Origin of the sequence: Paenibacillus sp. FSL L8-0333, assembly GCF_037965665.1 — a bacterium.
In the GTDB taxonomy this organism is placed as follows: Bacteria; Bacillota; Bacilli; order Paenibacillales; family Paenibacillaceae; genus Paenibacillus_AQ; species Paenibacillus_AQ odorifer.
This window is the reverse complement of record NZ_CP150186.1, coordinates 6,633,004-6,658,459: the sequence shown is the minus strand read 5'-3', so window position 1 is coordinate 6,658,459 and position 25,456 is coordinate 6,633,004. Positions and strand designations below refer to the sequence as shown.

27 protein-coding genes are annotated in these 25,456 nt (G+C 43.3%); 21 read left to right on the top strand and 6 right to left on the bottom strand.

Annotated features, from left to right (window positions below; all coding sequences use genetic code 11):
• Nucleotides 1–44: 44 nt before the first annotated feature.
• The 8 genes from NYE72_RS29695 to hmpA all read left to right on the top strand — a co-directional run bounded on the left by NYE72_RS29695 (nt 45) and on the right by hmpA (nt 7,090).
• On the top strand, nt 45–509 hold the full coding sequence (locus NYE72_RS29695; RefSeq protein ID WP_076140618.1) for a RidA family protein: 465 nt from the start codon (nt 45–47) through the stop codon (nt 507–509).
• Nucleotides 510–685: 176 nt separating this feature from the next.
• On the top strand, nt 686–1,720 hold the full coding sequence (locus tag NYE72_RS29690) for a stalk domain-containing protein (protein ID WP_076140620.1): 1,035 nt from the start codon (nt 686–688) through the stop codon (nt 1,718–1,720).
• Nucleotides 1,721–2,106: 386 nt separating this feature from the next.
• Nucleotides 2,107–2,511, top strand: coding sequence for a pentapeptide repeat-containing protein (locus NYE72_RS29685; protein ID WP_141118434.1), 405 nt, complete (start codon nt 2,107–2,109; stop codon nt 2,509–2,511).
• A gap of 112 nt (nt 2,512–2,623) precedes the next feature.
• Nucleotides 2,624–3,319, top strand: a complete 696-nt coding sequence (locus NYE72_RS29680; RefSeq protein ID WP_036682255.1) for a response regulator transcription factor — start codon at nt 2,624–2,626, stop codon at nt 3,317–3,319.
• A 108-nt stretch (nt 3,320–3,427) separates the two neighbouring features.
• On the top strand, nt 3,428–4,279 hold the full coding sequence (locus NYE72_RS29675; RefSeq protein WP_076105096.1) for a M15 family metallopeptidase: 852 nt from the start codon (nt 3,428–3,430) through the stop codon (nt 4,277–4,279).
• Nucleotides 4,279–4,800: a VanZ family protein gene (locus NYE72_RS29670; protein ID WP_051491230.1), complete on the top strand. Its 522-nt coding sequence runs from the start codon at nt 4,279–4,281 to the stop codon at nt 4,798–4,800. Before NYE72_RS29675 ends, NYE72_RS29670 begins: the two co-directional genes overlap by 1 nt.
• 38 nt (nt 4,801–4,838) lie before the next feature.
• Nucleotides 4,839–5,675, top strand: a complete 837-nt coding sequence (locus tag NYE72_RS29665; protein ID WP_036682251.1) for a YitT family protein — start codon at nt 4,839–4,841, stop codon at nt 5,673–5,675.
• Nucleotides 5,676–5,884: 209 nt separating this feature from the next.
• Nucleotides 5,885–7,090, top strand: coding sequence for an NO-inducible flavohemoprotein (gene hmpA / locus NYE72_RS29660; RefSeq protein WP_326046180.1), 1,206 nt, complete (start codon nt 5,885–5,887; stop codon nt 7,088–7,090).
• A 64-nt stretch (nt 7,091–7,154) separates the two neighbouring features.
• On the opposite strand, the gene NYE72_RS29655 is transcribed toward hmpA, so the two are convergent.
• Together NYE72_RS29655 and NYE72_RS29650 are read right to left on the bottom strand one after the other, a co-directional pair.
• On the bottom strand, nt 7,155–8,261 hold the full coding sequence (locus NYE72_RS29655) for a DUF4163 domain-containing protein (protein ID WP_076105094.1): 1,107 nt from the start codon (nt 8,259–8,261) through the stop codon (nt 7,155–7,157).
• Between the two features lie 185 nt (nt 8,262–8,446).
• On the bottom strand, nt 8,447–9,295 hold the full coding sequence (locus NYE72_RS29650; protein WP_076272955.1) for a metallophosphoesterase: 849 nt from the start codon (nt 9,293–9,295) through the stop codon (nt 8,447–8,449).
• 108 nt (nt 9,296–9,403) lie between these two features.
• Here NYE72_RS29650 and NYE72_RS29645 point away from each other — a divergent pair, with 108 nt between their 5' ends.
• From NYE72_RS29645 to NYE72_RS29635, 3 genes are all read left to right on the top strand, one after another.
• Complete coding sequence (locus tag NYE72_RS29645; protein WP_036682244.1) at nt 9,404–10,225, top strand: methyl-accepting chemotaxis protein; 822 nt, start codon at nt 9,404–9,406, stop codon at nt 10,223–10,225.
• An 80-nt stretch (nt 10,226–10,305) separates the two neighbouring features.
• On the top strand, nt 10,306–10,584 hold the full coding sequence (locus NYE72_RS29640; protein ID WP_038573810.1) for a hypothetical protein: 279 nt from the start codon (nt 10,306–10,308) through the stop codon (nt 10,582–10,584).
• A 139-nt stretch (nt 10,585–10,723) separates the two neighbouring features.
• Nucleotides 10,724–11,845: a nitric oxide synthase oxygenase gene (locus tag NYE72_RS29635; protein WP_339211015.1), complete on the top strand. Its 1,122-nt coding sequence runs from the start codon at nt 10,724–10,726 to the stop codon at nt 11,843–11,845.
• A 121-nt stretch (nt 11,846–11,966) separates the two neighbouring features.
• Here NYE72_RS29635 and NYE72_RS29630 read toward each other — a convergent pair whose 3' ends face one another.
• The gene (locus tag NYE72_RS29630) at nt 11,967–12,608 is read right to left on the bottom strand and encodes a helix-turn-helix domain-containing protein (protein ID WP_076143883.1); all 642 of its coding nucleotides are present in this window, start codon (nt 12,606–12,608) and stop codon (nt 11,967–11,969) included.
• A gap of 187 nt (nt 12,609–12,795) precedes the next feature.
• Between NYE72_RS29630 and NYE72_RS29625 the strand changes: the two genes are divergently transcribed.
• Nucleotides 12,796–13,548 (top strand): SDR family NAD(P)-dependent oxidoreductase, encoded by a 753-nt coding sequence (locus NYE72_RS29625; RefSeq protein WP_038573803.1) that lies wholly within the window; start codon nt 12,796–12,798, stop codon nt 13,546–13,548.
• A gap of 163 nt (nt 13,549–13,711) precedes the next feature.
• Nucleotides 13,712–15,127: a hypothetical protein gene (locus NYE72_RS29620; RefSeq protein ID WP_038573800.1), complete on the top strand. Its 1,416-nt coding sequence runs from the start codon at nt 13,712–13,714 to the stop codon at nt 15,125–15,127.
• A gap of 67 nt (nt 15,128–15,194) precedes the next feature.
• On the opposite strand, the gene NYE72_RS29615 is transcribed toward NYE72_RS29620, so the two are convergent.
• On the bottom strand, nt 15,195–16,685 hold the full coding sequence (locus tag NYE72_RS29615; RefSeq protein ID WP_339211013.1) for a peptide MFS transporter: 1,491 nt from the start codon (nt 16,683–16,685) through the stop codon (nt 15,195–15,197).
• A gap of 255 nt (nt 16,686–16,940) precedes the next feature.
• Between NYE72_RS29615 and NYE72_RS29610 the strand changes: the two genes are divergently transcribed.
• The 4 genes from NYE72_RS29610 to NYE72_RS29595 all read left to right on the top strand — a co-directional run bounded on the left by NYE72_RS29610 (nt 16,941) and on the right by NYE72_RS29595 (nt 20,254).
• Nucleotides 16,941–17,297 carry a nucleotide excision repair endonuclease gene (locus tag NYE72_RS29610; RefSeq protein WP_036682230.1) on the top strand — a complete coding sequence of 119 codons (357 nt, stop codon included), beginning with the start codon at nt 16,941–16,943 and terminating at the stop codon, nt 17,295–17,297.
• 134 nt (nt 17,298–17,431) lie between these two features.
• Nucleotides 17,432–18,097, top strand: coding sequence for a glycosyltransferase (locus NYE72_RS29605; protein ID WP_339211011.1), 666 nt, complete (start codon nt 17,432–17,434; stop codon nt 18,095–18,097).
• A 175-nt stretch (nt 18,098–18,272) separates the two neighbouring features.
• Complete coding sequence (locus tag NYE72_RS29600) at nt 18,273–18,995, top strand: hypothetical protein (protein ID WP_036682228.1); 723 nt, start codon at nt 18,273–18,275, stop codon at nt 18,993–18,995.
• A 5-nt stretch (nt 18,996–19,000) separates the two neighbouring features.
• Nucleotides 19,001–20,254, top strand: coding sequence for a polysaccharide deacetylase family protein (locus NYE72_RS29595; RefSeq protein WP_339211009.1), 1,254 nt, complete (start codon nt 19,001–19,003; stop codon nt 20,252–20,254).
• Nucleotides 20,255–20,270: 16 nt separating this feature from the next.
• On the opposite strand, the gene NYE72_RS29590 is transcribed toward NYE72_RS29595, so the two are convergent.
• Nucleotides 20,271–21,329 carry an endonuclease/exonuclease/phosphatase family protein gene (locus NYE72_RS29590; RefSeq protein WP_339211007.1) on the bottom strand — a complete coding sequence of 353 codons (1,059 nt, stop codon included), beginning with the start codon at nt 21,327–21,329 and terminating at the stop codon, nt 20,271–20,273.
• A 155-nt stretch (nt 21,330–21,484) separates the two neighbouring features.
• Between NYE72_RS29590 and rlmN the strand changes: the two genes are divergently transcribed.
• The 4 genes from rlmN to NYE72_RS29570 all read left to right on the top strand — a co-directional run bounded on the left by rlmN (nt 21,485) and on the right by NYE72_RS29570 (nt 24,598).
• Nucleotides 21,485–22,555, top strand: coding sequence for a 23S rRNA (adenine(2503)-C(2))-methyltransferase RlmN (rlmN, locus tag NYE72_RS29585; protein WP_036682223.1), 1,071 nt, complete (start codon nt 21,485–21,487; stop codon nt 22,553–22,555).
• 79 nt (nt 22,556–22,634) lie between these two features.
• Nucleotides 22,635–22,922 carry a DUF6509 family protein gene (locus NYE72_RS29580; protein WP_036682221.1) on the top strand — a complete coding sequence of 96 codons (288 nt, stop codon included), beginning with the start codon at nt 22,635–22,637 and terminating at the stop codon, nt 22,920–22,922.
• Between the two features lie 109 nt (nt 22,923–23,031).
• The gene (greA, locus tag NYE72_RS29575; RefSeq protein ID WP_036682220.1) at nt 23,032–23,511 is read left to right on the top strand and encodes a transcription elongation factor GreA; all 480 of its coding nucleotides are present in this window, start codon (nt 23,032–23,034) and stop codon (nt 23,509–23,511) included.
• A gap of 157 nt (nt 23,512–23,668) precedes the next feature.
• A complete protein-coding gene (locus tag NYE72_RS29570) occupies nt 23,669–24,598 on the top strand; it encodes an AEC family transporter (protein WP_038573789.1) in 930 nt (309 codons plus the stop codon).
• A gap of 4 nt (nt 24,599–24,602) precedes the next feature.
• On the opposite strand, the gene NYE72_RS29565 is transcribed toward NYE72_RS29570, so the two are convergent.
• Nucleotides 24,603–25,445 (bottom strand): aldo/keto reductase, encoded by an 843-nt coding sequence (locus NYE72_RS29565; RefSeq protein WP_038573786.1) that lies wholly within the window; start codon nt 25,443–25,445, stop codon nt 24,603–24,605.
• Nucleotides 25,446–25,456: the final 11 nt, after the last annotated feature.

Genomic DNA, 25,456 nt, shown 5'->3' with positions numbered 1-25,456 from the left:
TTACTTAATTATTGAAGCTGTTGATAATGGAGGGGGAGATGGATATGACAGAGCACACTATAGCGAGCAGACTCGAAGTATTAGGAGTTGTCCTGCCTGAGGCTAGTGAACCGGCGGCAAAATACGCTAACTACGTAATTGTTAATGGTTTATGTTTTGTGTCGGGAAAAGGACCAGCGGGCCATCCCAAAGGAAAGCTGGGACAAGACTACACTACCGAAGAAGGCTACCATTTTGCACGTTTAACGGGTATAGAGATCCTTGCCGTCCTTAAGACAGCTTTAGGTTCTTTGGACAAAGTGAAAAGAGTAGTCAAAATTCAAGGCTTCGTTAATGCAGATCCCCTTTTTGAAGAACATCATAAAGTGCTTAATGGTTGTTCAGATTTAATGCTTGAGGTGTTCGGAGACAAGGGTGTTCATGCTCGTTCTGTATTGGGTGCTGTTTCCGTAAGGGATAATCTACCGATCATTATTGATTCCATTTTTGAAGTTGAGGAACCTGTCTAGCCGGCTCCATGAGGCATATTTAAAAAGAGGACTATGATACCGAAAGGTGATCGTAGTCCTCTTTTTTTAGGTGCTTATGCCGTAGGTAGATGCTTACCCCAAAATTTGTAACAAAACTAATCACCCTTTTTTTAGTAACAATAGGTGTACATATCAATCAACGAGGTGATGACATCATGAAATTTCAAAAGAAAGCTATGTTACTTTTACTACTTACATCTATGCTCTATACTGCTCCGGCCTATGCGGCGACAACGCCTCAGACTCCGGTTACAGCCGTCTATCTGGATGATCAACAGCTACAATTAGAGGCTCAGCCCTTGCTCGTAAACGATACAGTACTAGTCCCTATGCGCAAGTTATTTGAAGCTCAAGGGGCAAAGATTACTTGGAATAATGATACCAAGACCGTTAAGGCAACCAAGGGAGACCTGGTGCTGACCTATCATATTGGCGATCAAGCAGCGAATAAAAATGGCCATTCCTTAAGCGTAGCCGTTCCCGGCCAGATTGCCGGCGGTTATACGATGATGCCACTGCGTTTTGTCAGCGAAGCTTTGGGCAGCACTGTGAAGTGGGATACTGCTACTCGTGCTGTTCGTATCTACTCGGCAGTGGATTACGATACGACAATTCTGTATGGAGTTAATCTGCGAAGTTTGCCAGATTCGTCAGCCCAATCAACGGTTCAGCAAATGTTGTCGGCAGGAGATAAGGTACATGTGGTTAGAGAAGTAGATGCTTTATGGTTAGAAGTGCGAACGCAGGATAACAAGAGTGGATATATCTCTGCTAAACCCAAATATAGCAATTATACGAGTGCTGCTCTTGTAGAGCGGCAGGGAAACGAGCTGCTTGCTTACGGAGAAAAATATCTGGGAACGCCTTATGAATTTGGCGCTGCTACTGACCAGACGTCAACCTTTGACTGTTCTTCTTTTGTAGGACATGTATTTAAGGATATGTTGGCAATTGACCTGCCACGTGTCTCTTACAATCAGGCCAAAGAGGGCAAAGAGGTTGGAATTAACGAGCTGCGCAAGGGGGATCTGTTATTCTTCAGTGCACGTGGACTTGATATTGGACATGTGGCGATTTACGCGGGAAATAATCAGATCTTACATACGTACTCCAAGGAGCTTGGCGTTCATTATGAAGCCTTAAGTGACAAGTGGAAGAAACGTTTGGTGACAGCTCGCAGATTGTTTTAGCTAGGTAATAATTAGGCTATAATTATCACGGTGAAGAAGCATCCGAATACATTTGGGGGATGAAGCAGATTGGCTAAGACCATAGTAGAAAAGTTGAAATCCCCTCTCCATTAAAATTTATCAGAAAAGAACTCCAGCAAGATGTGTGGAAAGCCTTAAACACCCTATCAGAAGCTAATCGTATAGTCACAATTCTCTACTATATCGACAATTACAAGGTTAGGGAAATCGCCGATTTCCTTGATTTATCCAGCGAAGCTGTTGAGAGTAGACTCCGTAGATCAAGAGCGATCTTAAAAAGGGAGATGTTGAGTACAGTGAATAATAATCTTATTGAAAACAAATTACAGGACGAATTTAAGAAGAGAGTCTTTCAGGATGAAAGAATGACTGAAACGAATTTTCGTCGTGTGGCTATGGGCCAGAGTGAATTTGATGATATTGATATGCATAAGACAAACTTCTCCAATGTAAATATGGAGGGGACCGGATTCGATAATATTAATATGAGCAGTACCACCTTTAATGACATCAATATGCATTCTGTTAAGTTTAATGAAGTGGGGCTGTGGGAAATAGAGGTTAGTAACAGTGAACTAGGAGAGGCTTATTTCCACGATATTCATTTGTACGGCAAAGGCAATAAGTTTGAGCGATGCCAGCTGAACGGGACATCCTTTGTAGATTGTGATCTTTCGAATGTGGATATAAGAGACTGCAATCTTTCAGGCGTCACAGTAAATGGTATTTCATTAGAGCTATTGTTAGACAGCTATAATAAAAGTAAATAAACTATATAAATCATAGATTTAATTGGAAACCACTTCTTTCTAGGAGTGGTTTTTGAGTTTAGGGTATAATGGATGAAGAGTGTACAGCACAACCTATAGGAGTGAAAAATAGATGAAGCGCATCACCATTTTAATTGCGGATGATGAGGCGGAAATTGCCGACTTGGTGGCCTTGCATTTGCAAAAAGAGGGGTATCATATCCTCAAAGTGTCCGATGGAAGGGCAGCGGTACAAGCCATTGAGTCGCAAACGATAGATTTGGCGATTCTGGATATTATGATGCCGGGGCTGGATGGTTACGAGGTAACCCGCCATATTCGGGAGCATCATCATCTGCCGATTATTTTTCTGAGTGCTAAAACTTCCGATCTTGATAAAATCACCGGACTGGTTATGGGCGCAGATGATTATATGACCAAACCGTTTAATCCAATGGAGCTGGTCGCCCGGGTTAATTCCCAGTTGCGGCGTTCCATACAATTCAGTCAGCCCGCAGCCATAACTAAATCGGTGCTAGAGGTTCGGGGATTGATGATTTCACCGGATGAGCATACGGTTACTCTTTATGGTGAGGTCATAGAGTTAACTCCAAAAGAGTTTGATATTTTGCATTTATTGGTTAGCCATCCCAAGCAGGTGTTTAGTGCGGAGAGCATTTTTCAACAGGTGTGGGGCGATGCTTATTATGAGAGTGGGAACACGGTCATGGTGCATATCCGTACCTTGCGCAAAAAGCTGGGCGAAGACATCAATAAGAATAAATTCATTAAGACGATCTGGGGCGTTGGATATACTTTTAATGGGTAAAGCCAGTGAAGTTTATATATTTTAAGAAAAACTTTATATTTGTCCCGCCTTTTCTTTAAAGTGTCTTCGTTATTCTATTCCTATCAAGGAAATGGGAGGACATTGCTGATGAAGAAGTGGGGCTTTTTGGCGTTGGTTGTATTGTTGCTTGGGTATGCAGCGGCTCGTTATTTACCGAATACGGGCAATTTAGGATACGATGATAAGATCCGCAGAGGATCTATTACAAATAACAATAGTTTAGAGGTGGTAACACAAGATCAGGTGTATCAAGGGGATTTGTTGCTGGTGAATAGACAATACCCGGTACATGAGGATAGTGTGAAGCCTGATATCGTGACCTTATATGAGCAGGCGGATCTGGTGCAGGGTTATGGACTGCTGGATACCTCGATTCGTTTGTCTGAAAGTGTAGCGCATAAATTCAATAAGATGGTCAAAGCTGCCGAAAAAGAGGGTGTGAATCATTTTTTAATTAGCAGCGGGTACAGGGACTTTGAAGAGCAAGAAAAATTATATCAGGAAAAAGGCTCGGACTATGCTTTACCGGCGCAATACAGTGAACATAATTTAGGATTATCTCTGGATATCGGGTCGTCCCAAGCAGAAATGAGTAAAGCGCCTGAAGGAAAATGGCTGCAAAAAAATGCTTGGAAATACGGCTTTATTCTCCGCTATCCGAAAGACAAAACCGAGATTACGGGGATAAAATATGAACCCTGGCATTTCCGTTATGTAGGGTTGCCGCACAGCGCCATTATTCATGAGAAAGGGCTTGTGTTAGAGCAATATTTGGATTTCTTGAAGGAGAACAAAGAGATTTCGACAACAGTAGACGGTAAAGCTTATACAGTAAGTTATTTTCCGGTATCCAAATACACTACGATCAAAATTCCACAGGAAGGGCAATATATGACTTCAGGCGATAACATGGATGGCATAATTGTTACTACATATTAATGACTAAAGAGCCGAAAAAAAAGTCTGCTATAAACCTTTTGCTGGCAGCGATATTTATCGTCTATATGTATTTTTTAATCCGAATTATTTTATTTAAAGGTGCACCGGTTAACTTATTATCGCTTTTGGATCAAGCGGGACGTATGTTTGAACATCCAGACAGGATTTTTAATCGGCGTGGCAACTATATCCCTTTTAAGGAGATCTCACGGGGGATGGACAATCTGTCACTTTCAGATCCTTTTTCATCTATTAATTTAGTAGGGAATCTGTTGGCTTTTATTCCATTTGGGATCTTGGTGCCTATGCTGTTATCGCAAAAAGTAAGGCTGTTTCAAAGAGTCTTCTTTCTCTCACTGGCGCTGAGCTTCTGTTTTGAATTCACGCAATTAGTATTGTATATCGGTACCTTTGATGTGGATGATCTTATTTTGAACACTAGCGGTGGGGTGGTTGGTTACTGTATCTATAGACTGTTGACTTCTTTCGGATGGATTGCATCTATATCAAAGCGGTGTTAGTATTTGTGGATATAGATCTAGGGTAGAAGGGGCATCGTATGAAAAAGCGTATTTCGGATATTGTTTCCATCATAGTAGGAGCTTTGTTATTCTCCTTGGCCGTTAATTTGTTTGTAATTCCAAACGAGTTCGGTGAAGGCGGGGTCACGGGACTGACTATGATTACTTACTATTTGTATCAGTGGTCACCCGGTATTGTTAGTTTGATTCTTAACGCTTTATTATTAATTGTGGGGTACAAATTTCTAGACAAAACTACGACGGTATACACGATTATTGCGGTGTTTTTCAATTCGTTATTCCTGATTCTTACGAAAAATTGGAATATTGGCAGTGATGAGTTGATAATTAATGCAATATTCGGGGGTATCTTCTCAGGTGTGGGGATCGGGCTGATTATACGAGTGGGTGGAACGACTGCAGGGTCAACCATCATCGCCAGAATCCTACATAAATATTTGGACTGGAACGTGAGTTACGCGCTGCTGCTCGTCGATTTAATTGTGGTGTTCGCTTCGTATTTCATCATTGGAGTACAAAGTCTGATGTTTACGATCGTGATGCTCTATGTAGCCACCAAGATAATGGACTTCATTATTGAGGGAGTGAACCCTAAGAAGGCTGTTACGATTGTATCCCAAGAGCAGGACAAAATTGCTGAACAGGTTAATGGAATTATGGATAGAGGCGTCACAGTAATATATGGCCGTGGGTACTATACCAAGACACCTAAAGAGCTGCTGTATATTGTGATTAGCAAGCAGGAAGTGACTATGCTTAAGAAAATCGTCAAATCCATTGATAAAGAGGCATTTATTACCATACACGATGTAAGAGATGTATTCGGAGAAGGTTTTGTGGAGCTGTCAAAATAATAAGATAAAAAGCTATCCCGGAAGCTATAATGGCTGCTTGGATAGTTTTTTTTGATTTTGGGTACGTTATTGTGATGGATATCATTGCAATTATTGGTTCGTTCACATTTTTTCAATTTCCCGTGTGATTGAACGCACACTATGGCATGCGAAGCTTCTATATGCTTTTTATAGAGGAATTAATTTATTGCAGGAAAGAGGGTATTTAGATGTTAGATCAACAAACAATTGAAATCATAAAATCAACGGTGCCTGTCTTGCAGGTTCATGGGAAGACCATCACAACTACTTTCTATCGCATGTTATTTGAAAATCATCCGGAGTTACTAAATATATTTAATCACGCCAACCAACGGGAAGGTAAACAGCAGACTGCACTTGCTAACGCCGTACTCGCGGCGGCAATGAATATTGATCAGCTAGGAAATATCTTGCCTGTGGTAAAACAGATTGCGGAGAAACATCGGGCATTGGGAGTATTACCTGAACATTATCCCATCGTAGGTGAGACTTTGTTAGCTGCCATTGGGCAAGTACTTGGCGATGCGGCGACGCCAGAAATTATTGATGCTTGGGCAAAGGCGTATGGCGTGATCGCAGATGCCTTTATTGGTGTCGAAGCAGAGAAGTATCGTGAGGCTGCCGAAATTCCCGGGGGTTGGAGTGGATTTAGAAACTTTGTGGTTACTAAGAAGGTTAAAGAAAGTGAACTTATTACTTCCTTCTACCTTTCTCCTGAGGACGGAGGGGCTATAGCTTCTTACTTGCCGGGTCAATACATCACGGTTCGTGTTCAGCCTGAGGACGAGGAATACACCCATGTTCGCCACTATAGTTTGTCCAGTGCGCCGGGACAGTCGTATTACCGCATCACAGTTAAACGGGAAGGTGAGGGGCCCGATAAACCGGCTGGTGTCGTATCTACTTTCCTTCATGATGTTGTTCAAGTGGGATCTATATTGGAAGTGAGCTCGCCAGCGGGTGATTTCGTACTAAATAAAGATAGTGATCGTCCAGTGGTTCTTATTAGCGGTGGGGTTGGACTAACCCCTATGGTAAGTATGCTGGAGACGTTAATTGCTACGCAGCCAGAACGAGAGGTAACGTACATTCATGCAGCCATCAATGGAAGCTTGCATGCTATGAAAGAAATGGTGGCGGATTTGGAGCAGTCCCATCCTACCCTACGATCCTATGTATGTTATGAAACTCCAGGTGAAGGAGATACGTTCCATAAAACAGGTTATATTGATCTAGCTTGGCTGCAAGAAGTAACAGACGTAAACTCTGAATTCTATTTCTGCGGACCGACTCCTTTTATGAAGGCAATATATAAGGCTCTTAAGGAATGGAAGGTGGCTGAAGACAGAATTCATTATGAATTCTTCGGCCCGGCGGGAAGTTTGGAAGCATAAGCTGTAAAACCAAAAGAGCGTCACAGTCCTAATGACTGTGACGCTCTTTTTTTACAAAAGAAGTTTATTTGAAGGCAGCGAATGGGTTAGTTCCCTTTGGTAATATTGAACTGAAATTAAAGGTGTACGTAGGAATTCCAGCCGCATAAGGGGCAATTTCATACTGTTGGTAGAAGATTGCAAGGCCACTCTCGGAAACGTAGAAGTTTGGTTTTTCTGTTAGTCCGCCAGGTGTATCTGGAAAAGCTAGCTCCTTGGTGCTTTCCTTCAACATTTTATCTAGCTTTTGTTTGTAGTTTGGCTCTGCCTTCAGCAGATCCTTCAGTTCTATTTGCTTGCCGTCCTTCAACGAGAAGGTAAATCCTGTGCGGAGGGCTCCACCATGAGCTCCACCAGTATAGCCGTATTGGTCAGTCACGATGCTCAGAACCCCTTCGCGGTTAAAGGAGACAACAAAAGTTTGAGAGAAATCATATTTATTCTCTATAGTGCCATCTCTATGACTAGCCTGTTCTTCGCTCTCTGCGACGAATTGTTCAGCTTGCTTTTTGAAGATTGCATTAATCTTAGTTTGTACTTCATCTGTTAAGCCGCTGATTTTTGGATATTGCACTTTGATACTAGCATTTTTATTACTCTTATCTAAGGTTTCAGAGGTAATTTTGATGTCATTCATTACTTTTTTACTTAGATCAAGTGATTTCAATGAAGGATTATAAACGCCTTGCACTCCTAAATAGTCAGACAAGAGTTTGAATGGAACATAAATCCGGTCGTTGATGACCTTCACATCATGACTGCCGGTCATGCTATAAATGTAATAGCCATTCAGGGTTGTACTAACACCGTAATCCGAGACCTCCATGTCCAGCTTCATGGAATCGCTGCCCACACTATAAGTTTTAGTGCTTGCATTATAGTTAATGGAAAGGCCAAAAGCATCCCGTAGTACAGTTAAAGGGATCATGGTATTGCCGTTTACTATTTTCGCTTGCTGCGATAAGGTCTGGCCTTTATATTTAAGCACTACAGAGGGTTGCTGTGCGGCTTGTTTTACCGTATTTCCTCCGGTAGTTGCGGCTTGAACTGAAGTTCCTCCTACTAGTCCCGACCCTCCAAGCAATACTCCAGCAGCCAAGATGGCTGAGGTCCATTTCATACTTTTATTCATAACTTAATCTCTCCTTCCCAAGGATGGGCTTATGTAGTTGCAATATGATATTTTTTCCTTTATCACTTCTACAATTATAGCTAGCTTTTAACTCGATTTGATTACAAAGGCGGTTACAGTGTTGTTGCATAGATATGCAAAAGGTATATACTTTTTAACCATTTTGTACGATTAAGACACTAGCATTAAGAATGTAAAGTAATTACGGTGAGCTCGGGGCGACAATTAAAACGAACAGGCATACGAGTTACTCCTATCCCGCGAGTGGTATAGACCTGAAGTTGGCTGTTGGGCAGTTGATATAATCCGCTTGAATATTTACTTCCGTGAGGCGGGGTATATAAAGCTCCTACAAATGGGAGTCGCACTTGTCCTCCGTGGCTATGGCCAGACAATTGCAGATCTATAGGCAGCTTACAAAAGTCATCGGCGAAATCAGGTTCATGGGCAAGGAGAATTGTGCAAGCCTCTTCCGGGATATGAAGCAGTGCTTGGGCGATGTCTGCTTTTCCAACCCAAGGATCATCTATTCCGGCTATATAAAGCTTGTTCGTACCTTGGGTTAAGACGATATGTTCATTATGGAGCACATGGAAGCCTGATTGTGTTAGCCCTTTCGTTACTACCTTTCTGGTCCCAAAAGCATCATGATTTCCTAATACTGCATATTGTCCAAAGGGGGCCCGCAATTGAGAGCACAAGGCTACGGCTTCTGAAATATAATCGGCTGAATGATCTAATAAATCGCCGGTGAAACAGATCAGATCTGGATTTACCTGTTGAATTTGCTGCGCTAACTCCGTTAAAGCTTGCGGCTTGGAATATACCCCCTGATGTAAATCACTAAAATGAACGATACGAAATCTATCGAAGGCTGGAGGAAGTCTAGGAAGTGTAATATCTACATATTTGATTTCCAGCCAGTAGGGTTCGATCCAATGTGAATAGATGCCGGATGCACCAGCTGTCCCAAGAAGCCCTAGAGTCAATTGAGCGCTTTTCTTTAGAAATTGTCGTCTGCTAATAGTATTCATAAACAAATCATACGTGGGGATTGTTACTCTACTATGACAATATTCATTTAATAACCCATTGTGACGATAAAACTACATATACATTTTTTTTATATGGGAGATGAAGAGATGAGTATTATCGATGCCTTAGTCCTCGCAGCACCTTATTTCAAAAAGATTCACTCGCAGGATATTATGATTGGAATCACGGACAGGGAGATCTTCCATTATTACGCACCAAGTAAAGTTATTGATCTCGGATTGGTTAAGGGTAACCCTATCCCTCCTGAAGATCTGTCGCTTTCAAATGGACTGAAAGGTATAGCAAGCTCTAACCGAATCCCAGCAGAAATTTATGGAGCTCCTGTAATCTCAACATGTGTACCTATCTACGGAACGGATGATGATGTAATCGGGGTTTTTGCCATTGCCTATACACTAGAGAACGAGAATAAGCTTGAAGGATTCACAGATGAGATTAATGAGATAAGCAGTCATCTAATGGAGATGGTGCAGAGCGTAGCTGCCCAATCTCAGGAATTATCAGCAACCTCGCAGCAAATATTAGATAATACGCGTAGAGCCGTAACGGAATCACAAGAAGTGAATAAGGTTGCCGGCTTCATTCGTGAGATTTCTGAGCAGACGAACCTGCTTGGGCTGAATGCGGCAATCGAAGCCGCGCGTGTAGGAGAGCAAGGGGCAGGTTTTGGGGTGGTCGCTACGGAAGTACGCAAACTATCCGTTAACACTAAAGAAGCAACCCATAATATTGAAAAATCACTGAGTGATGTTCAAAAGTCCATTAAGCAAATGGAGCAAGAAATTGAAGCGATCTCTGCTTCTTCACACTCACAAGCAGAATTGGTCACTGAATTCAGCGGTGTCATTGAGCGCCTGAATAAAGCGAGTAATGAAATGACGTCCTTTATGCAATCCATTATCCAGTAGATAGTGAATGCATAAGATTACTTCACCCAAACCATGCTAGAAGAGAACAGGCGCATTTCAGAAGGGAGCGTATTTCATTTATGAAACAACCCGATTCCAGTCTGCAAGCGAATGACAATGTAACTCAAGCCAAAAATTCTTTGGGCAAGCTTCATTTCTCTGTCTCTCAGGCACTTAGTCATCCAACAGAACAGACTTTGGCACAGGCTGAGAACCGCCTGGCACATACTGAGCAGGCGATTCAGCAAGCTCAGGACTGGCTAGGTCCTCAAGGTGTGGAGTTGGCTGAAGAACTGTTGACCGAGGATAAGAGCAGACTTGCCTCATTGAATAAGCAAGGGAAACGTTCAGAGCGCTAAATGGTCCTGCCGCAACCTGTGAAGCTCCAAGCTTCACGGGTTGTTCTTATGCGCTGTTCCCTGAAAGATGTGGCATAGGAAGAGGGATGTTATACTGGATTGAGAGTTTAAGCAAGGGTTTAGATGGGGGATAAGGGATATGGATGGCAAGCACATCGAAGAATTAACCCGGCAGGCGGAAGTTTTCATTCGACAATGTTACGCTGAACTAGACAAGTCTGAAGCCGAGACGGATCATCGCATCCTAGCCGTACATGAGGAAATTAACCAATCAGGCAGTTACACACATACAAAGGAAGAATTAGCGCATGGTGCAAGAATGGCCTGGCGCCACAATAGCCGCTGCATTGGGCGTCTTTTTTGGCAATCCATTGAGTTAATCGATGAACGCCAAGCAGAGACTGAGGAACAAGTTGCTGAAGCGTTGCTGCGACATCTGGAAAAGGCGAACAACGGAGGACGTATTCGTTCACTCATCACGGTCTTCCGCAGCGGGGAAGATCCGAATCGGCAGATTCGGATCTGGAACCACCAATTGATTCGTTATGCCGGGTACCCTGGCGATGGAGAACACGAACGCGCTGGCGATCCGGCATCGGATGAATTCACAAAAATATGCCAGCAACTAGGTTGGCAAGGAACGGGTGGCGATTATGATGTGTTGCCGTTAGTGATCAGTATTGGCAACGGGCATCCCTACGTTTTCCCCATTCCTGATCACTTCATTCAGGAGGTACCGTTAACACATCCTGAAATTGAACGTTTTGCTGAGCTTCAGCTTCGTTGGTATTCTGTACCCATTATCGCGGACATGCAGTTGGAAATTGGCGGTATTCTGTACACGGCTGCTCCTTTTAACGGTTGGTACATGGAGACTGAAATCGGCTCGCGTAACTTGGGGGATACCGGACGATACAACACTTTGCCAGCTATAGCTGATGTGATGGGACTGGATCGCTCCAGCAATACAACGCTTTGGAAGGATAGGGCGCTTCTTGAGCTGAATCGTGCAGTGCTGCATTCCTTCAAGCAAGCAGGTGTCAGCATCGTGGATCACCATACAGCAGCTGATCAATTTGTTCGATTCCAGCAACAGGAGAACGAGCAGGGGCGCAAAGTCTCAGGGCGCTGGTCCTGGCTGATTCCGCCTATGTCACCCTCGTCTACACCGATTTGGCATGATCGTACGTTAAAAGAATATGATTTCAGCCCTCGTTTTCTTTATCAACAATCACCCGTGGCAACCTGCCCATTTCACTAGCAGACGAAGGCAGTATAGGTCGCAACTTGAATCTGGATAGAGGCATTTTCCTTGGAAATGTCTCTTTTTGTTTGACTATAGAAAAAGCGCCAAGTTCCCCTCCTAAGGAAACTGGCGCTTTTTAGGCTTTTAAATGATCCAGAAAAATTTGTTTAAGCAGCTCAAGCTGATCGTCGGAGTCTAGATCCGATTCCAGCAGGAGAATATTTTTTTTCATCGTTAGTTTTCTGGAAAAGAGGGCAAAGCTATTCATGAGCGTAATTAAGGTCTCTTTTACGGGGAGACCCGCACGAATAGAACCGTCTTCTACCCCATTTTGAATGATCCTGGAGTATTCATGCCAAATTTTGCGGTTGAGTGCATTGAAACTCAGAACATCCTCAACAGGCTCACTTGAGTGTGAGGCGTAGCTTTCGAAATTGACCATAAAAATAATACTTAGATGATTTTGATCCTGAATAAAGAAATCAAATAATTTCTCGATTTGTTCAAGACAAGTAAGGGGCAAGTCCGCTACGTATTTAAAATGATCGAGCATAGGCTCCAGCATTCGGGTGGCTACAGCCACTATGAGCTTTTCTTTTCTGGGAAAATAGCGAAATAACGTCGCAATCCCGATGTTGGCTTCGCTTGCGACATCTTGCATCGTCGACTTTTCGATTCCTTTTTGTGATAATACTCGTTCTGCGGATTCGAGGATCGTAATTAATCGTTGCTGCTTACCATCGGATCTTTCTTTTTCGTATCGTGTTTTAGGATTCATGAGGGCTAGACCCTTCCATTTTTTGATTGGGATTTTCAATTATTAGTATTATATCCACCGTTTATTGGATTAAGCAAGGAGTGGTTGTAGTTCTTTTACAAAAATGATATGATGTATATCACAGTGATAGTGTGACTATCATCACTCAAATATTATATCACAATACGATTATAGAGGAGACCTAATTATGAATCGTCTAACTAATAAAGTAGCAATTATTACAGGTGCAGGCAGTGGCATGGGCCGTGAAGAAGCCCTTTTATTGTCCAAAGAGGGCGCTACAGTTGTGGCAACTGATATTAACGAGGCTGCCGTACAAGCAGTTGTGAAGGAAATTGAAGCAAATGGTGGACAAGCAGCAGCTTATGCACATAATGTGGCTTCCGAAGAAGACTGGATCAAGGTTGTAGAAGATGTGATTAGCAAGTTCGGGAAAATCGACATTTTGGTAAACAATGCAGGGATCTCATTCCCGGTTCAATTGCTCGAATCCACTGTTGATCAATGGAACAAAGTAATGAACATCAACGTGAGCAGCGTATTCCTTGGCATGAAGCATGTTGTTCCTCAAATGAAGAATAATAAAGGTGGTTCTATCGTTAATATTTCATCCATCGCAGGTTTGACTGGCAGCAGCGGTGCTGGTGCTTATACAGCTTCTAAAGGTGCAGTTCGTATGCTAAGTAAAGCAGCAGCTGTAGACTTTGGTAAAGATAACATTCGTGTGAACTCTGTTCACCCAGGATTTATCGAAACCCCAATGAGTGCTGAATTTGTAAATAACGAAAAAATGCATAGCTTCTTTATGTCTCAGACTGCGCTGCCACGTGTTGGTCGTGCTTCTGAAGTAGCTGAAGCTGTATTGTTCTTGGCTTCTGATGAAGCTTCTTACATTACAGGTGTTGAGCTGCCGGTTGATGGCGGAGTCGTAGCTAAATAATAATCTTTAATTAAGAAACACTAAGAAGCCGTCCCATACGTAGATTTTCTCTACGCGCGGGACGGCTTCTTTTGCTGTTTTAGGTCTATTTCTACCGAACATTAGCCTACACCCCTGCATACCATATAGCACTCGGATAGTAGGAGAAGGGTGTGGTGCAGAGATGGGCATCCAGTTAACAGCGCTCCATTATGTATATCTGGCATTTATCATATTTATAATGGCACTTCTGATCAAGAGACGGGACACAACGATGATCTGTATTGCGGGCATCTTTGTACTTGGGTGGTTAGCCACGGAAACCGTCAGTGGTTCAGTCACAGGTGTATTCAACTCTTTTGTATATGCAACCAAGGAGCTAATGGGTACGATCATGATTATTTCGATCATAGTAGCCATGAGCCGGGTATTAACACGCACGGGGATTAACGAGATCATGGTTGCTCCACTTACCCGCTTTTTGCGCACACCGTTCATAGCCTTTTGGGGGATCGGTCTGATTATGATGGTCACCTCATGGTTCTTCTGGCCTTCACCCGCAGTGGCCTTGATCGGGGTTGTGCTGCTGCCGGTTGCCATTCGAGTGGGACTGCCTGCTCTTGGAGCGGCGATGGCAATGAATTTATTTGGCCACGGGATTGCACTCTCAGGTGATTATATTATTCAAGGTGCGCCTAAATTAACAGCAGATGCGGCAGGACTTCCAGTGACCAGTGTCATGGAGGCGAGTGTTCCGCTTGTAATTGTTATGGGCGTGGTGACTACGATAACGGCGTATTGGATGATGCGCAGAGATCAGAAGAAGGGAACTTGGCGAGACGGGCTTATTGCCGGGAAAAGTGCCGGGAGTGCGTTATCTGCAGAGAATGATACGGCAGAGGATCCAGCGGTGATTCATCCAGCATTGAAAAAATGGCTGGCCATCGCCATTCCCATCCTGTTTTTAGCCGATGTAGCAGGCATGTTCCTGCTCGATTTGCAGGGTGGAGATGCAACTGCCTTAGTTGGTGGAACTGCGGTATTCATTTTGGTTGTAGTCACCTTGTTGGCACATCGTAATAAAGGATTGGAGCAAGTAACTTCTTATCTGATTGATGGACTTACGTTTGGCTTCAAAGTATTTGGTCCTGTGATACCGATTGCCGCTTTTTTCTATCTGGGGGATTCGGCGTTTGCTGAATTATTCGGCAAAGTGCTGCCCGCCGCATCTCAGGGGATTGTAAATGATCTAGGGGTCGCTCTAGCTCATAACGTTCCTCTGAACGGCGCAGTGGGTGCTGTGACCGCAACTATAACCGGAGCCATTACAGGCCTAGATGGTTCAGGGTTCTCGGGCATTTCACTTGCCGGGTCCATTGGGAAATTGTTTGCGGTGGCCACACATTCCGATGCGGCGACTTTAACTGCGCTAGGTCAGGTAGCTGCCATTTGGGTGGGTGGAGGCACGCTGATTCCGTGGGCATTGATTCCGGCCGCCGCTATTTGCGGAGTAAGCCCCTTTGAGCTGGCGAGACGGAATGTTAAGCCTGTATTGATTGGGCTGGTAGTCACGACGATTGTCGCCATGTTTCTGGTGTAGAGGTTGGATAACTATAGGAAACCAAAAAAAGGCTGCCGAGAGAATCTCGGGCAGCCTTTGGGTGTGTTTAATGTATCCCTTTCATGAAATTCTGAATTTTGGAAGCGAATAGGAAGAGGATAAGCGCAAGGATAAGGGCCACTCCGCCAATTACTCCAAAATACATCATTTCGGTATCCGGGGTATAGAACTTCACAATCTGAGCATTAATTGCTTGGGCAGCGGCATTCGATAAGAACCACATACTCATCATTTGAGCGGTAAAAGCCGCCGGTGCCAGTTTGGTCGTTGCTGATAAACCCACAGGGGACAAGCATAACTCCCCGATTACGATGATAAAATAGCTGAGTACCAGCCATAATGGATTCACAAGTGAATTAGCTCCACCGAAATAAGCAGGTACTAGAATCACCAGGAAGGATAAACCTGCAAACAATAAACCAAGCGAGAACTTTTGCGGAATCGAGGGTTGACGGTTACCGAGCTTTAACCACAACCAGGCAAATATAGGTGCAAGAGTGATAATAAACAGCGGGTTAAGCGATTGGAACCAAGCAGGAGAAATGTGTAAGCCTGCAAAATCCAATTGGGTCCGTTTATCAGCAAAACTAGCTAGAACTGTGGAAGTCTGCTCTTGAATCGCCCAGAACATAATCGATGCGATAAATAAAGGAATGTATGCGAGAATTCTTGACCGTTCAACGGCTGTTGTCTTGGGACTGCGGTACATCATAATGAAATACATCGTAGGAATAAGTAAGCCTAACACCCCTACTATTTTTATTAATGTTTCAAAGGTAAGCACTCCGGTAAGAATGCCGATCGTAATCAAAATCGCAAGTACAACTAATCCTACACCAATCCAAGTAAAGATTTTTTTCTTCTGATCTGCAGGAATAGGGTTGTGTACAATCGTACCGGCCAGACCCAGATTTTTTGTGCGAGTCATAATATAAACGACTAGTCCAATAAACATTCCGACTGCGGCAATCGAGAAACCAAGATGGAAATTATTCATGCCTACTGCGCCAACAATTAGTGGGGAGAGAAATCCTCCCAGGTTGATGCCCATATAAAAAATGCTGAAGGCAGCGTCACGGCGGTTATCCTGTTCGCTATAAATTTCGCCGACAATACTTGAAACATTGGGTTTCAGTAGACCCGTTCCGAGTACGATTAAAACCATCGAAGCAAAAAATAATGTGGTATTGCCTGGAATAGCCAGTAGTATATGCCCGAACATGATTAAAACGCCGCCGTAGAAAACAGCCCTCGAAGTTCCGAGAAGCCGATCTGCAAGCCAGCCTCCGATGATCCCTGACATATATACAAGCGATCCATAGATAGACATAATAGAAAGTGCCATATCTTCAGGTAATCCGAGGCCGCCTTGGCTCACTTCATAATACATGTAGTAGACAAGGATAGCTCGCATGCCATAATAAGAGAAACGCTCCCAAAATTCTGTGAAGAAAAGGGTGAAAAGTCCCTTAGGATGTCCGAAGAAACCCTTTTGCGGGACACTATCTACTATTTTTTGCCGGTCTGTTACTGCCATGAATCAAATCCTCCTAGATGACAAATATCTATATATCATGATGCAGACGCCTCTATTTTATTTATAATCCTCTCCTGTCTAAGACCGCAACCCTTGGGCAGGAAGGTTTTGAATAATGCCATATTTTTTAGTAATATTTCCATTAGATCAATCGAACTTGCTTTTATTGTATTTATTTGACTGCGCCAGATTGAATGGTCTTACTTAGCGATTTATGATACTATTTACTCCTATATAGAAAGAGGACGTGAGCTAATGATCAACATAACGATTCCAAAAGCGGATGTTAGTATTACTAAACAAATTAACCCGCAGTTAAGCAATATTTACGGATTTACGGACTTTCACCTGATTCCGAGAGATTACGGCGGTATCTTTATGTTCTACAATGATCAGGATGAGTTGTTGTTTGTAGGTAAAGCGAGAAAGCTAAGACCAAGAATTAAAAAACATTTTGAAGACACCGTATCTGACATCAAGCAACATCGGGACGAGGTCACCAGAATTGATGTGTGTTTGATCGAAAGTCCAGTTCATAGAGAGATCTACGAAACCTATATCATTAATGAACTGAAATCTAAATACAACGTAGATAAAGTGATGTTTAGATAAAAGTAAGACCCAGGCACCGTCCACGTGATGGTGCTTTTTTGTGTTCTGAGAATAGTTGCGAATGAAATGGAAGTAAAGGTGCACAATATACAAGATATTCAAATCCATCACTGTTCACAAGGAGATAGGTCATATTGAAAAATAAGTATTTGATGTTGAAGCTAACCTTATTGTGTATGTTTCTGGTTGTAAGTGTTACACCTACAATTGCCGATGCTGCAGCAGCTAAAGAGAAAAAGAGCTCCCACAAGCAATGCTTAACCCCCTCCGTAATTGAGCTTAAGGATAATCTTAGGAAGTTATGGATCGATCATGTGGTATGGACAAAAAACTACATTGTTAGCGCCTTTGCAGATTCTGAGGACAAGGATAAGGTACTGGCAAGGCTGTTACAGAATCAACAGGACATAGGGGATGTCTTTAAACCGTATTACGGTGAGGCAGTTGGAGATAAGCTGGCTCAATTATTGCGGGAGCATATTCTTATTGCCGGAAAAGTTCTAGGTGCTGTAAAGGCTGGAAATCAGGCCGATGTGGAAAAATACAATAAAGAGTGGTATACCAACGCCGATGACATTGCCAAGTTCCTTAGTAGTCAGAATCCCAAATATTCTTATGAACAATTAAAGGAAATGCTTCATGAACATCTGGAATTGATTACTGATGACGTGACGGCTAGAGTTAAAAAGGATTGGGATGCCGAAATTGTCGCATTTGATAAAGGGCTGGAGCATATGATCATGTTCGCAGATATCTTAACCGAGGGATTGATCAAACAATTTCCCGATAAATTCAATTGAAATCAAAGCACCCGAAGGGGTGCTTTTTTTATTTTGCAGAAGAAAATAGGTCTTTAGGTGCATTTCAGAAAGTTAGATATAAAGGCTCACTTACATACAAGATAAGTAAACTATAATAGACTCGTGGGTACTCGACATTTTTTGACATTTTTTTATAATTGAGGTGATAAAATCGATGATTTCCCCCTTTTTTAAAAAGAAAGATTCAGTGGATAAGCAATCCAAGTCGGATATGGTTCAAAAGGTACAGTTATTAGATGATCAGGTCGAAGAAATAGAAGAAAAGACCTCGGACGAGACTTTAGCTGGATTGGTTACGACAGGCAAAGCTCAGCTTGATAAAAAATCACTCGATTTGATCTTCTCCGTGGAGCAGATTATTCAGGCCAGACAACATGCGGAGACCAATATTAATGAGCTTCAGGATCGGTTGACCCATTCCAGCAGTCATGTGGAGCGATTAAACCGGGATATGAAAAACCTTAATAAGGTCATTGAGGAAAGAGAAAAGAATGTCCGCGAGCTTGAGCATAAGTTGATTGAGAGAAATTTGAAGGTCGATCAAGTGCTGGAGGATTACCGCGAGCTTCAAACTGCGCTCACAGCTGAGATCGAGGAATTAAAGAGTACCATTGAGCTGGAGCAGCAAAAATATGTAAATCTGATTCAAAAACATAACGAAGCCCATGCAGAGAAACTCAAAAAGATGAATGATCTGGAAGAGAAAATCGGACGGGTTGAGATTGAGAATGCACATCTAAAACAAAAGTACGATACGATTCGCCAAGAAAAGGCGTATCTCTCGGGTATGATCAGCGATTTTACCAATCGGATGACGGTTCCTTTTGGGAGTGGCAGTAGTCTGACGGATCGAAACGATGGAAACGGAGATACATAGGATTCATGGCACCTAAGGAACCGGACACCATTCTAATGATTGAGTTACTGTCGCTTGAGCATGAACAGGCCGGTTATCAGATTGAGGTAGGTCTAACCCGTAATGTTGGGTACGCAAGAAGCAAGCTCACCATAGATGAATTTACATACGAACAATTGAAGGCGCTAGGTCCCTTTTCCGGAGGGAGAATGAGATTGTCGCTGTATCCGAAGTGGGATCCGTTTCGGAATAGTTACTACAGCACGCTGATTATAATGAACAGAGCTTACAGCGAAACATTGTATTTTGCCTGTTCTGAAAATTATGTAAACCAACTTCTTCAATTAAAGCAGCAGGACTATCCTCAAGCAGAAGAGGAGAGGGTAGTTCAGACCATGCTTCCCTCTACAGAACCAGGGCATAGGATAAGCAGAAAGAAGACCAAACGAATTGGACTGGTTGCACTGCTGTGTCTCATGTTCGCTTGTTTGATATTTGTGTTACCTCTGCGAATGGATGGACAACTCGTAGATAGTGCTGAAGCGCTGGAGAAACCCGTATTAGGGGCCGACTCTGAGCCATTACTTTCGGTGCCGTTCGTTACCCTTGCGCAGACGATATCGGTTCATAACCAGCAAGCCGAGCCTACACCAGAACCTTCGGCCCCTCCTCAGGAACAGACATTGCCGTACGAAAAGTATGAATTACCCGAGAATGAATTTTTGTATAGCTTGCCAAAGGGTTACGTTGCCTTGTCATTTGATGATGGACCGTCAAAGTATACGAAAGAGATCGTAGATATTCTAGTAGAACATAAGGTGGCTGCCACCTTTTTATTCATTGGGAATAAAGTAGCTCATAATGCGGAAGCCGTTAGGTATGCTGATGAGCATAAGATGTCGGTTGGGAGTCATTCGTGGGATCATAGCAAAATGACTGCTAATAGCGTTGAGGAGAACCGGAGTAACTTGGCGAAGACTAATCAGGCGCTGGAGCAAATTACACAATCGCCGATTACTATTTTTCGGCCGCCATATGGGGCGATCAATGACAAGTTAACCGCCAAGGTGACGGAACAGCAGATGAAGGTATTATTGTGGAATCGTGATCCTGAGGATTGGAACGTCAAGAACCCAGAGGATATTCTTCAATATGTTCATCATGCCGATCCGTCCGGCGGAGTCTATCTATTTCACGAAAAGAAGATTACTGTAGAAGCTTTGCCTGCTATCATTAAGTATTTTCAAGAGAAAAACCTGAAATTTGTTGTGTTTAAATAGAATCAGAGAATCCATGTTATTGCAGAATAAAAGTGGCTGTTACAGGGTTGTGATCACTGTGTTCGAAGGATAACTCATGACCCTGTACGCCGCTTATGCTGACGTTTGGTGAGACTAGAAAGCCATCAATCACTGCGCGGAAATTCACACCTTCTGAATAGGCAACATCGAGCGTCCGGACGGAGGGTACCTTGGCATCTACGGCCCACTGAAAGCCCTGTTGAAAATGTTCTGGGAATTCTTGCAGCCATTGCGGCCAATCCTGCGTTGTCTCGAAAGCATCAGGAACTGTACCCGGAAGGGAATGGTTCCAATCTCCCCCTAAGATGAGGTAATTCCCTTTGTCATTCTCCTTCTTGATATAAGCCGATAAATACTCCAACTGCTGTTTACGAATCGTTCCGCCTTGGTCAAAAGCTGATAAATGAAGATTGACTAGAATCAGTTCTTTTCCATTATCAACGGGGAATCTGCTCTCCACAAAAGCACGGTCGAGATCAAACTGTTGGCGAGGCCAGGTTTCTTTGCCCGGGAGATCATATCTAATATTACTTGTGCTGTTAAAACGGGATAAAGTTAATAAACCGCTGTTCACCGAGCCCATCGGATCAAGAACAGGAAGCGGTACCCAAGGTACCTTGTAGTTGGTCGCGAAAACATTGCTGTAATCAGCGAATTTATTCGACAAGTAAGAGACTTCATCTATACCGTTGCTACGGGAAGAATCGATGTCGACCTCCTGCAACATGAACAGGTCCGAGTCTGTAGTTGTTATAAGGGACGCTACGGCCTCAAGGTTTGTCTTCGTTTGTTCCCTACTGCTTGAGCGTGACTTTGTTCCGCCATCCATAAAGAAATCTTGGCCTTTATCCAACCCGGCGTAGCCAATATTAAAGGTGGTTACCGAGAAGGACTCTCCCTGCTTCAGTACTTGCTGCGGATTATTGTTTACAGTAAGGGTAGTAATCTCCTGTGGTTTGTAGTCAGTGAGGGTAATATACACTAAAAAACCGCCAAGGATTAGAACGGCAGCTAGAAGGGTGAGACTGATTGCTTTTATTCTTGTTGAACCCATATGATTCCATCGCTCCTTAGATACATGTTCATAGAACAGACTTTAATGGTGTAAACTTCGACACAACCCAATAACTCCCCTTGTTTTAATAAAAAAAATTTGAGACAATGAGTAGTGATGGTCTGAACTTTAACGTTTTGAAAAGAGGATAACGAATGAATATAGAATCCATTTATGGATTAACTTTTGATCAACTGGCGGCATGGCTGTTAGAACGTGGACATAAAAAGTTTCGGGCTACGCAGGTCTGGGATTGGCTTTATCGGAAGCGGATTACAGACTTTTCGGAAATGCTCGATGTAAATAAAGATTGTGTAGAATTATTAGAGCAGAATTTTGTCATTCATACCTTGGAAGAACATGTGAAGCAGGAATCTGCGGATGGAACGATTAAGTTCCTGTTCCGCCTAAAGGATGGCAACCTGATCGAGACAGTGCTTATGAGACAGAAATACGGTCTGTCTGTATGTGTAACCACGCAAGTGGGCTGCAATATCGGCTGCAGCTTCTGTGCAAGTGGGCTGTTGGCGAAGAGCCGGGATCTCTCCAGCGGAGAGATTGTGGAGCAGATTATGAAGGTCCAGCAGCATCTGGATGCGGCGAACCTGGATCAAAAGGTCAGTCACGTCGTAGTGATGGGCATTGGCGAGCCATTCGATAACTTTAAGAACCTGCTCGATTTCCTGGCGATTGTCAAAGATCACAAGGGACTAGCAATTGCGGGTAGAGGGATTACCGTATCAACGAGCGGATTGGCTAACAAAATCGTTGAATTTGCGGATGCGAATACGCAGGTGAACCTGGCGGTTTCTTTGCATGCCCCTAATAATGAACTGCGGACGCAGATCATGAAGATTAACAAGGCCATTCCAATAGAGAAGCTAATGGAGTCTATAGATTATTATTTGGAGAAAACCAAGCGGAGAATTACGCTGGAATACATTCTGATGAAGGATGTAAACGACGGCAGAGAGCATGCGCTTGAACTGGCCGAGCTGATTGGCGATCGACGCCCGCTCGTCAATGTGAATTTGATTCCTTATAACCCGGTGGATGAACACAGCCAATATCAAAGAAGCGAGCGGGAGACGGTGCGTGCCTTTTTTGATACCTTGAAGAAGCAGGGTGTCAGCGTAAGCACTCGTCTGGAGCATGGTGTGGATATTGATGCTGCCTGCGGACAGCTGCGAAGCAAACAAATCAAGAAATCCAAAGCCATGGCTTGATGGACTACCTCGACAACAATATGTTACTTTTTGTGATACAATGACGTGGCAGGTATTAGGAAAAGAGGTTGATTGAGTTATGTTGACATTTACGGGCTACAATGTGGAGAATGTAAAAGATCCTTTCGGTATACTAACCGGTAAACGGTATGAATTTGTCGTTCAACTGGACGTTCCAGAGGATGATGAGCTGTATGTAGAGAACGGAGTATCCGCTAGAGCGATTATTAAGGTGGATGAAGATCAAGTCAGCATCGTAAGTTATGATCTACAGGAGACAACTTCAGGTCAACTGCTCGATTTCGATATGGAAGAGGACGAGGAAGAAGCGTTACTCCTTTTTTGTAAAGAGCATTTGCCAGAATAATTAAGCAGCATTGACCTCCTTGCCCAATGTTCAATTGTGGCAGGGATTTTTTTAAAATATAAGCATTTATATGTTCAAGCTGTAAATTATCTAAATAGGAGTTGTATACATGTCTAATGAAGAAGTGTTCTTGACCAAAGAAGGGTTGGCTCAATTAGAGGAAGAGCTGAAGGAATTGAAAGGCGCAGGGCGTAAGGAATTGGCGGCACGGCTTAAATTGGCGATCAGCTATGGAGACTTGAAGGAAAATAGTGAGTACCATTCGGCCAAGGACGATCAATCGTTCATGGAGACTCGTATTATGATTCTGGAGAAAATGTTGACCAAAGCCAAGATCGTGGATGAGAGCCAAATGGATCTGTCAAAGGTTAGTATGGGTTGTATTGTTATTCTGAATGACATCGAATATTCGGAGAAGATCGAATATAGAATTGTTGGAGCTGCTGAGGCAGATGTTCTTAATAACAAGATTTCCTATGAAAGCCCGCTAGGCAAGGAATTGCTGGGTAAAAAGGTCGGCGATATTGTTAGTGTAAATGCACCGATGGGCATCATTAAATATGAGTTGCTTGAGATCAAAATGATGTAACAATATACCGAAAAGCTCTCAACCCTTTGTAAGGGCTGGGAGCTTTTTTTGTTGGCATGATAGGTTTTGGCTATGAGGTATATTGATTTCATATCTTAGACGTTCTGCGCTGTTGCGCTTATAGTTTGAAGTAAACTACAGCAGAGGAGTTCTATTCATGATCCAAAGTGTGTTATCGACGTTATACCAAGTCATCGTGCCCTTGTCCATTCCTGTGATCGTGGGTGCGCTGCTTGGGCGGTTTAAGAATCTGGATACGAAGCCGTTATTGACGCTTTATCTATACTTTTTAACGCCGGCAATTATTTTAAATACATTGGCTACTGCCGAGATATCCATGAATGATATTTATAGGACGCTCGCCTTTTCGCTTCTAAATCTAATCTTCTTATGGGCGATTGCGAATATAGTGGGCAAATTATTGAAGCTAGATCCATCCGAAGTATCCGGTCTGACCTTGATTTCAACGTTTACGAATAGCGTGAATTATGGACTTCCGCTGGTGTTGCTAGCTTTCGGACAGCTTGGTCTCGATAAGGCCTCTGTATATGTGATCGGACAGATGATTATCGTGAATACGATAGGCGTTTATTTTGCAGCAAGATCTCAGTTTTCGGTAAAAAATGCAGTGAAATCGGTCTTTTCGCTTCCTGCCATTTACGCAGCTCTGTTGGCCCTTCTTCTCCGCATCTTTGGCCTGCATTTGCCTACAGAGGTGGCTACAGGGGTTGCCTTGGTAGCTGGAGGATATTCGCCGGTGGTACTGGCGATCCTTGGCGCACAGATGGTTAAAGTGAGAACCATGCCATCCGCACGCAAGGGCCAGTCTACTTTTTGGACAGGGATGTCGATTCGATTAATCTTAGCGCCGCTAGTGGCTTACCTCGGATTATCGATCCTGCAAATAACCGGGACCTTGTTCTCTGTGCTGCTGATTTTGGCTTCTATGCCAGTTGCCGTCAACGCCGTAGTGTTAGCCGAGCGCTTTAATGCCTCACCGGAGCTGGTATCCAAATGTATTTTGTGGACGACGCTTGCTTCGTTTCTCGTGTTGCCGGTGCTTATAGTGTTAGTGCAAGGTGCGTAAGCCCTTAGAAATCAAAATGATCTGGGTCTGGACCTACCCGTTGATCTTGGTTGAGAGAGTTAATTAGAGTCATATCCTCGTCAGATAAATTGAAATCAAACACGTCTACATTTTCGATGATCCGGTGTTCTTTAGTAGACTTAGGAATAGTGATAATCCCACGTTGCAGGTCCCAACGGACAATAACTTGAGCGACGGATTTGTCATGTTTGGCAGCAATTTGTTTCAGTACAGGCTGATCGAACAATTGACCTTGCATTAACGGAGACCAAGCTTCTAATTGGATTCCTTGCTCTTTGCAGAAGTCGAGCAGCTCTTGCTGATTCAAATAGGGATGTAATTCAACTTGATTGACCATCGGCTTAATCTCAGCATCCTTCAGTACATCTTCAAGATGGTGAATCTGGAAGTTGCTGACCCCAATGGCTTTTACCCGGCCCTCTTTATACAACGTTTCAAGCGCTCTCCAAGACTCTTTATATTTTCCTTTTACAGGCCAGTGAATAAGGTACAAATCCAGGTATTTAAGTCCGAGTTTAGCTAAGCTAGTCTCGTAGGCGGCGATGGTCTCTTCGTAGCCCATATCTGCGGTCCAGACCTTTGTGGTTACGAAAAGCTCTTCTCTGGACAAGCTGTTCTCTTGCAGAGCCTCTTGGATGGCTTGTCCCACGCCTGTTTCATTCTCATAAATTGCGGCAGTGTCAATGCTGCGGTAACCGTGTTTAATAGCGGACTTGATCGCTTGTATCAGTTCTGCGCCTTCTTCTACTTTAAATACGCCAAGCCCTAGCCAAGGCATATTTACACCGTTGTGTAATGTAGTTGTATCCTGTAGATGTTGAGCCATAATAAAGTAAC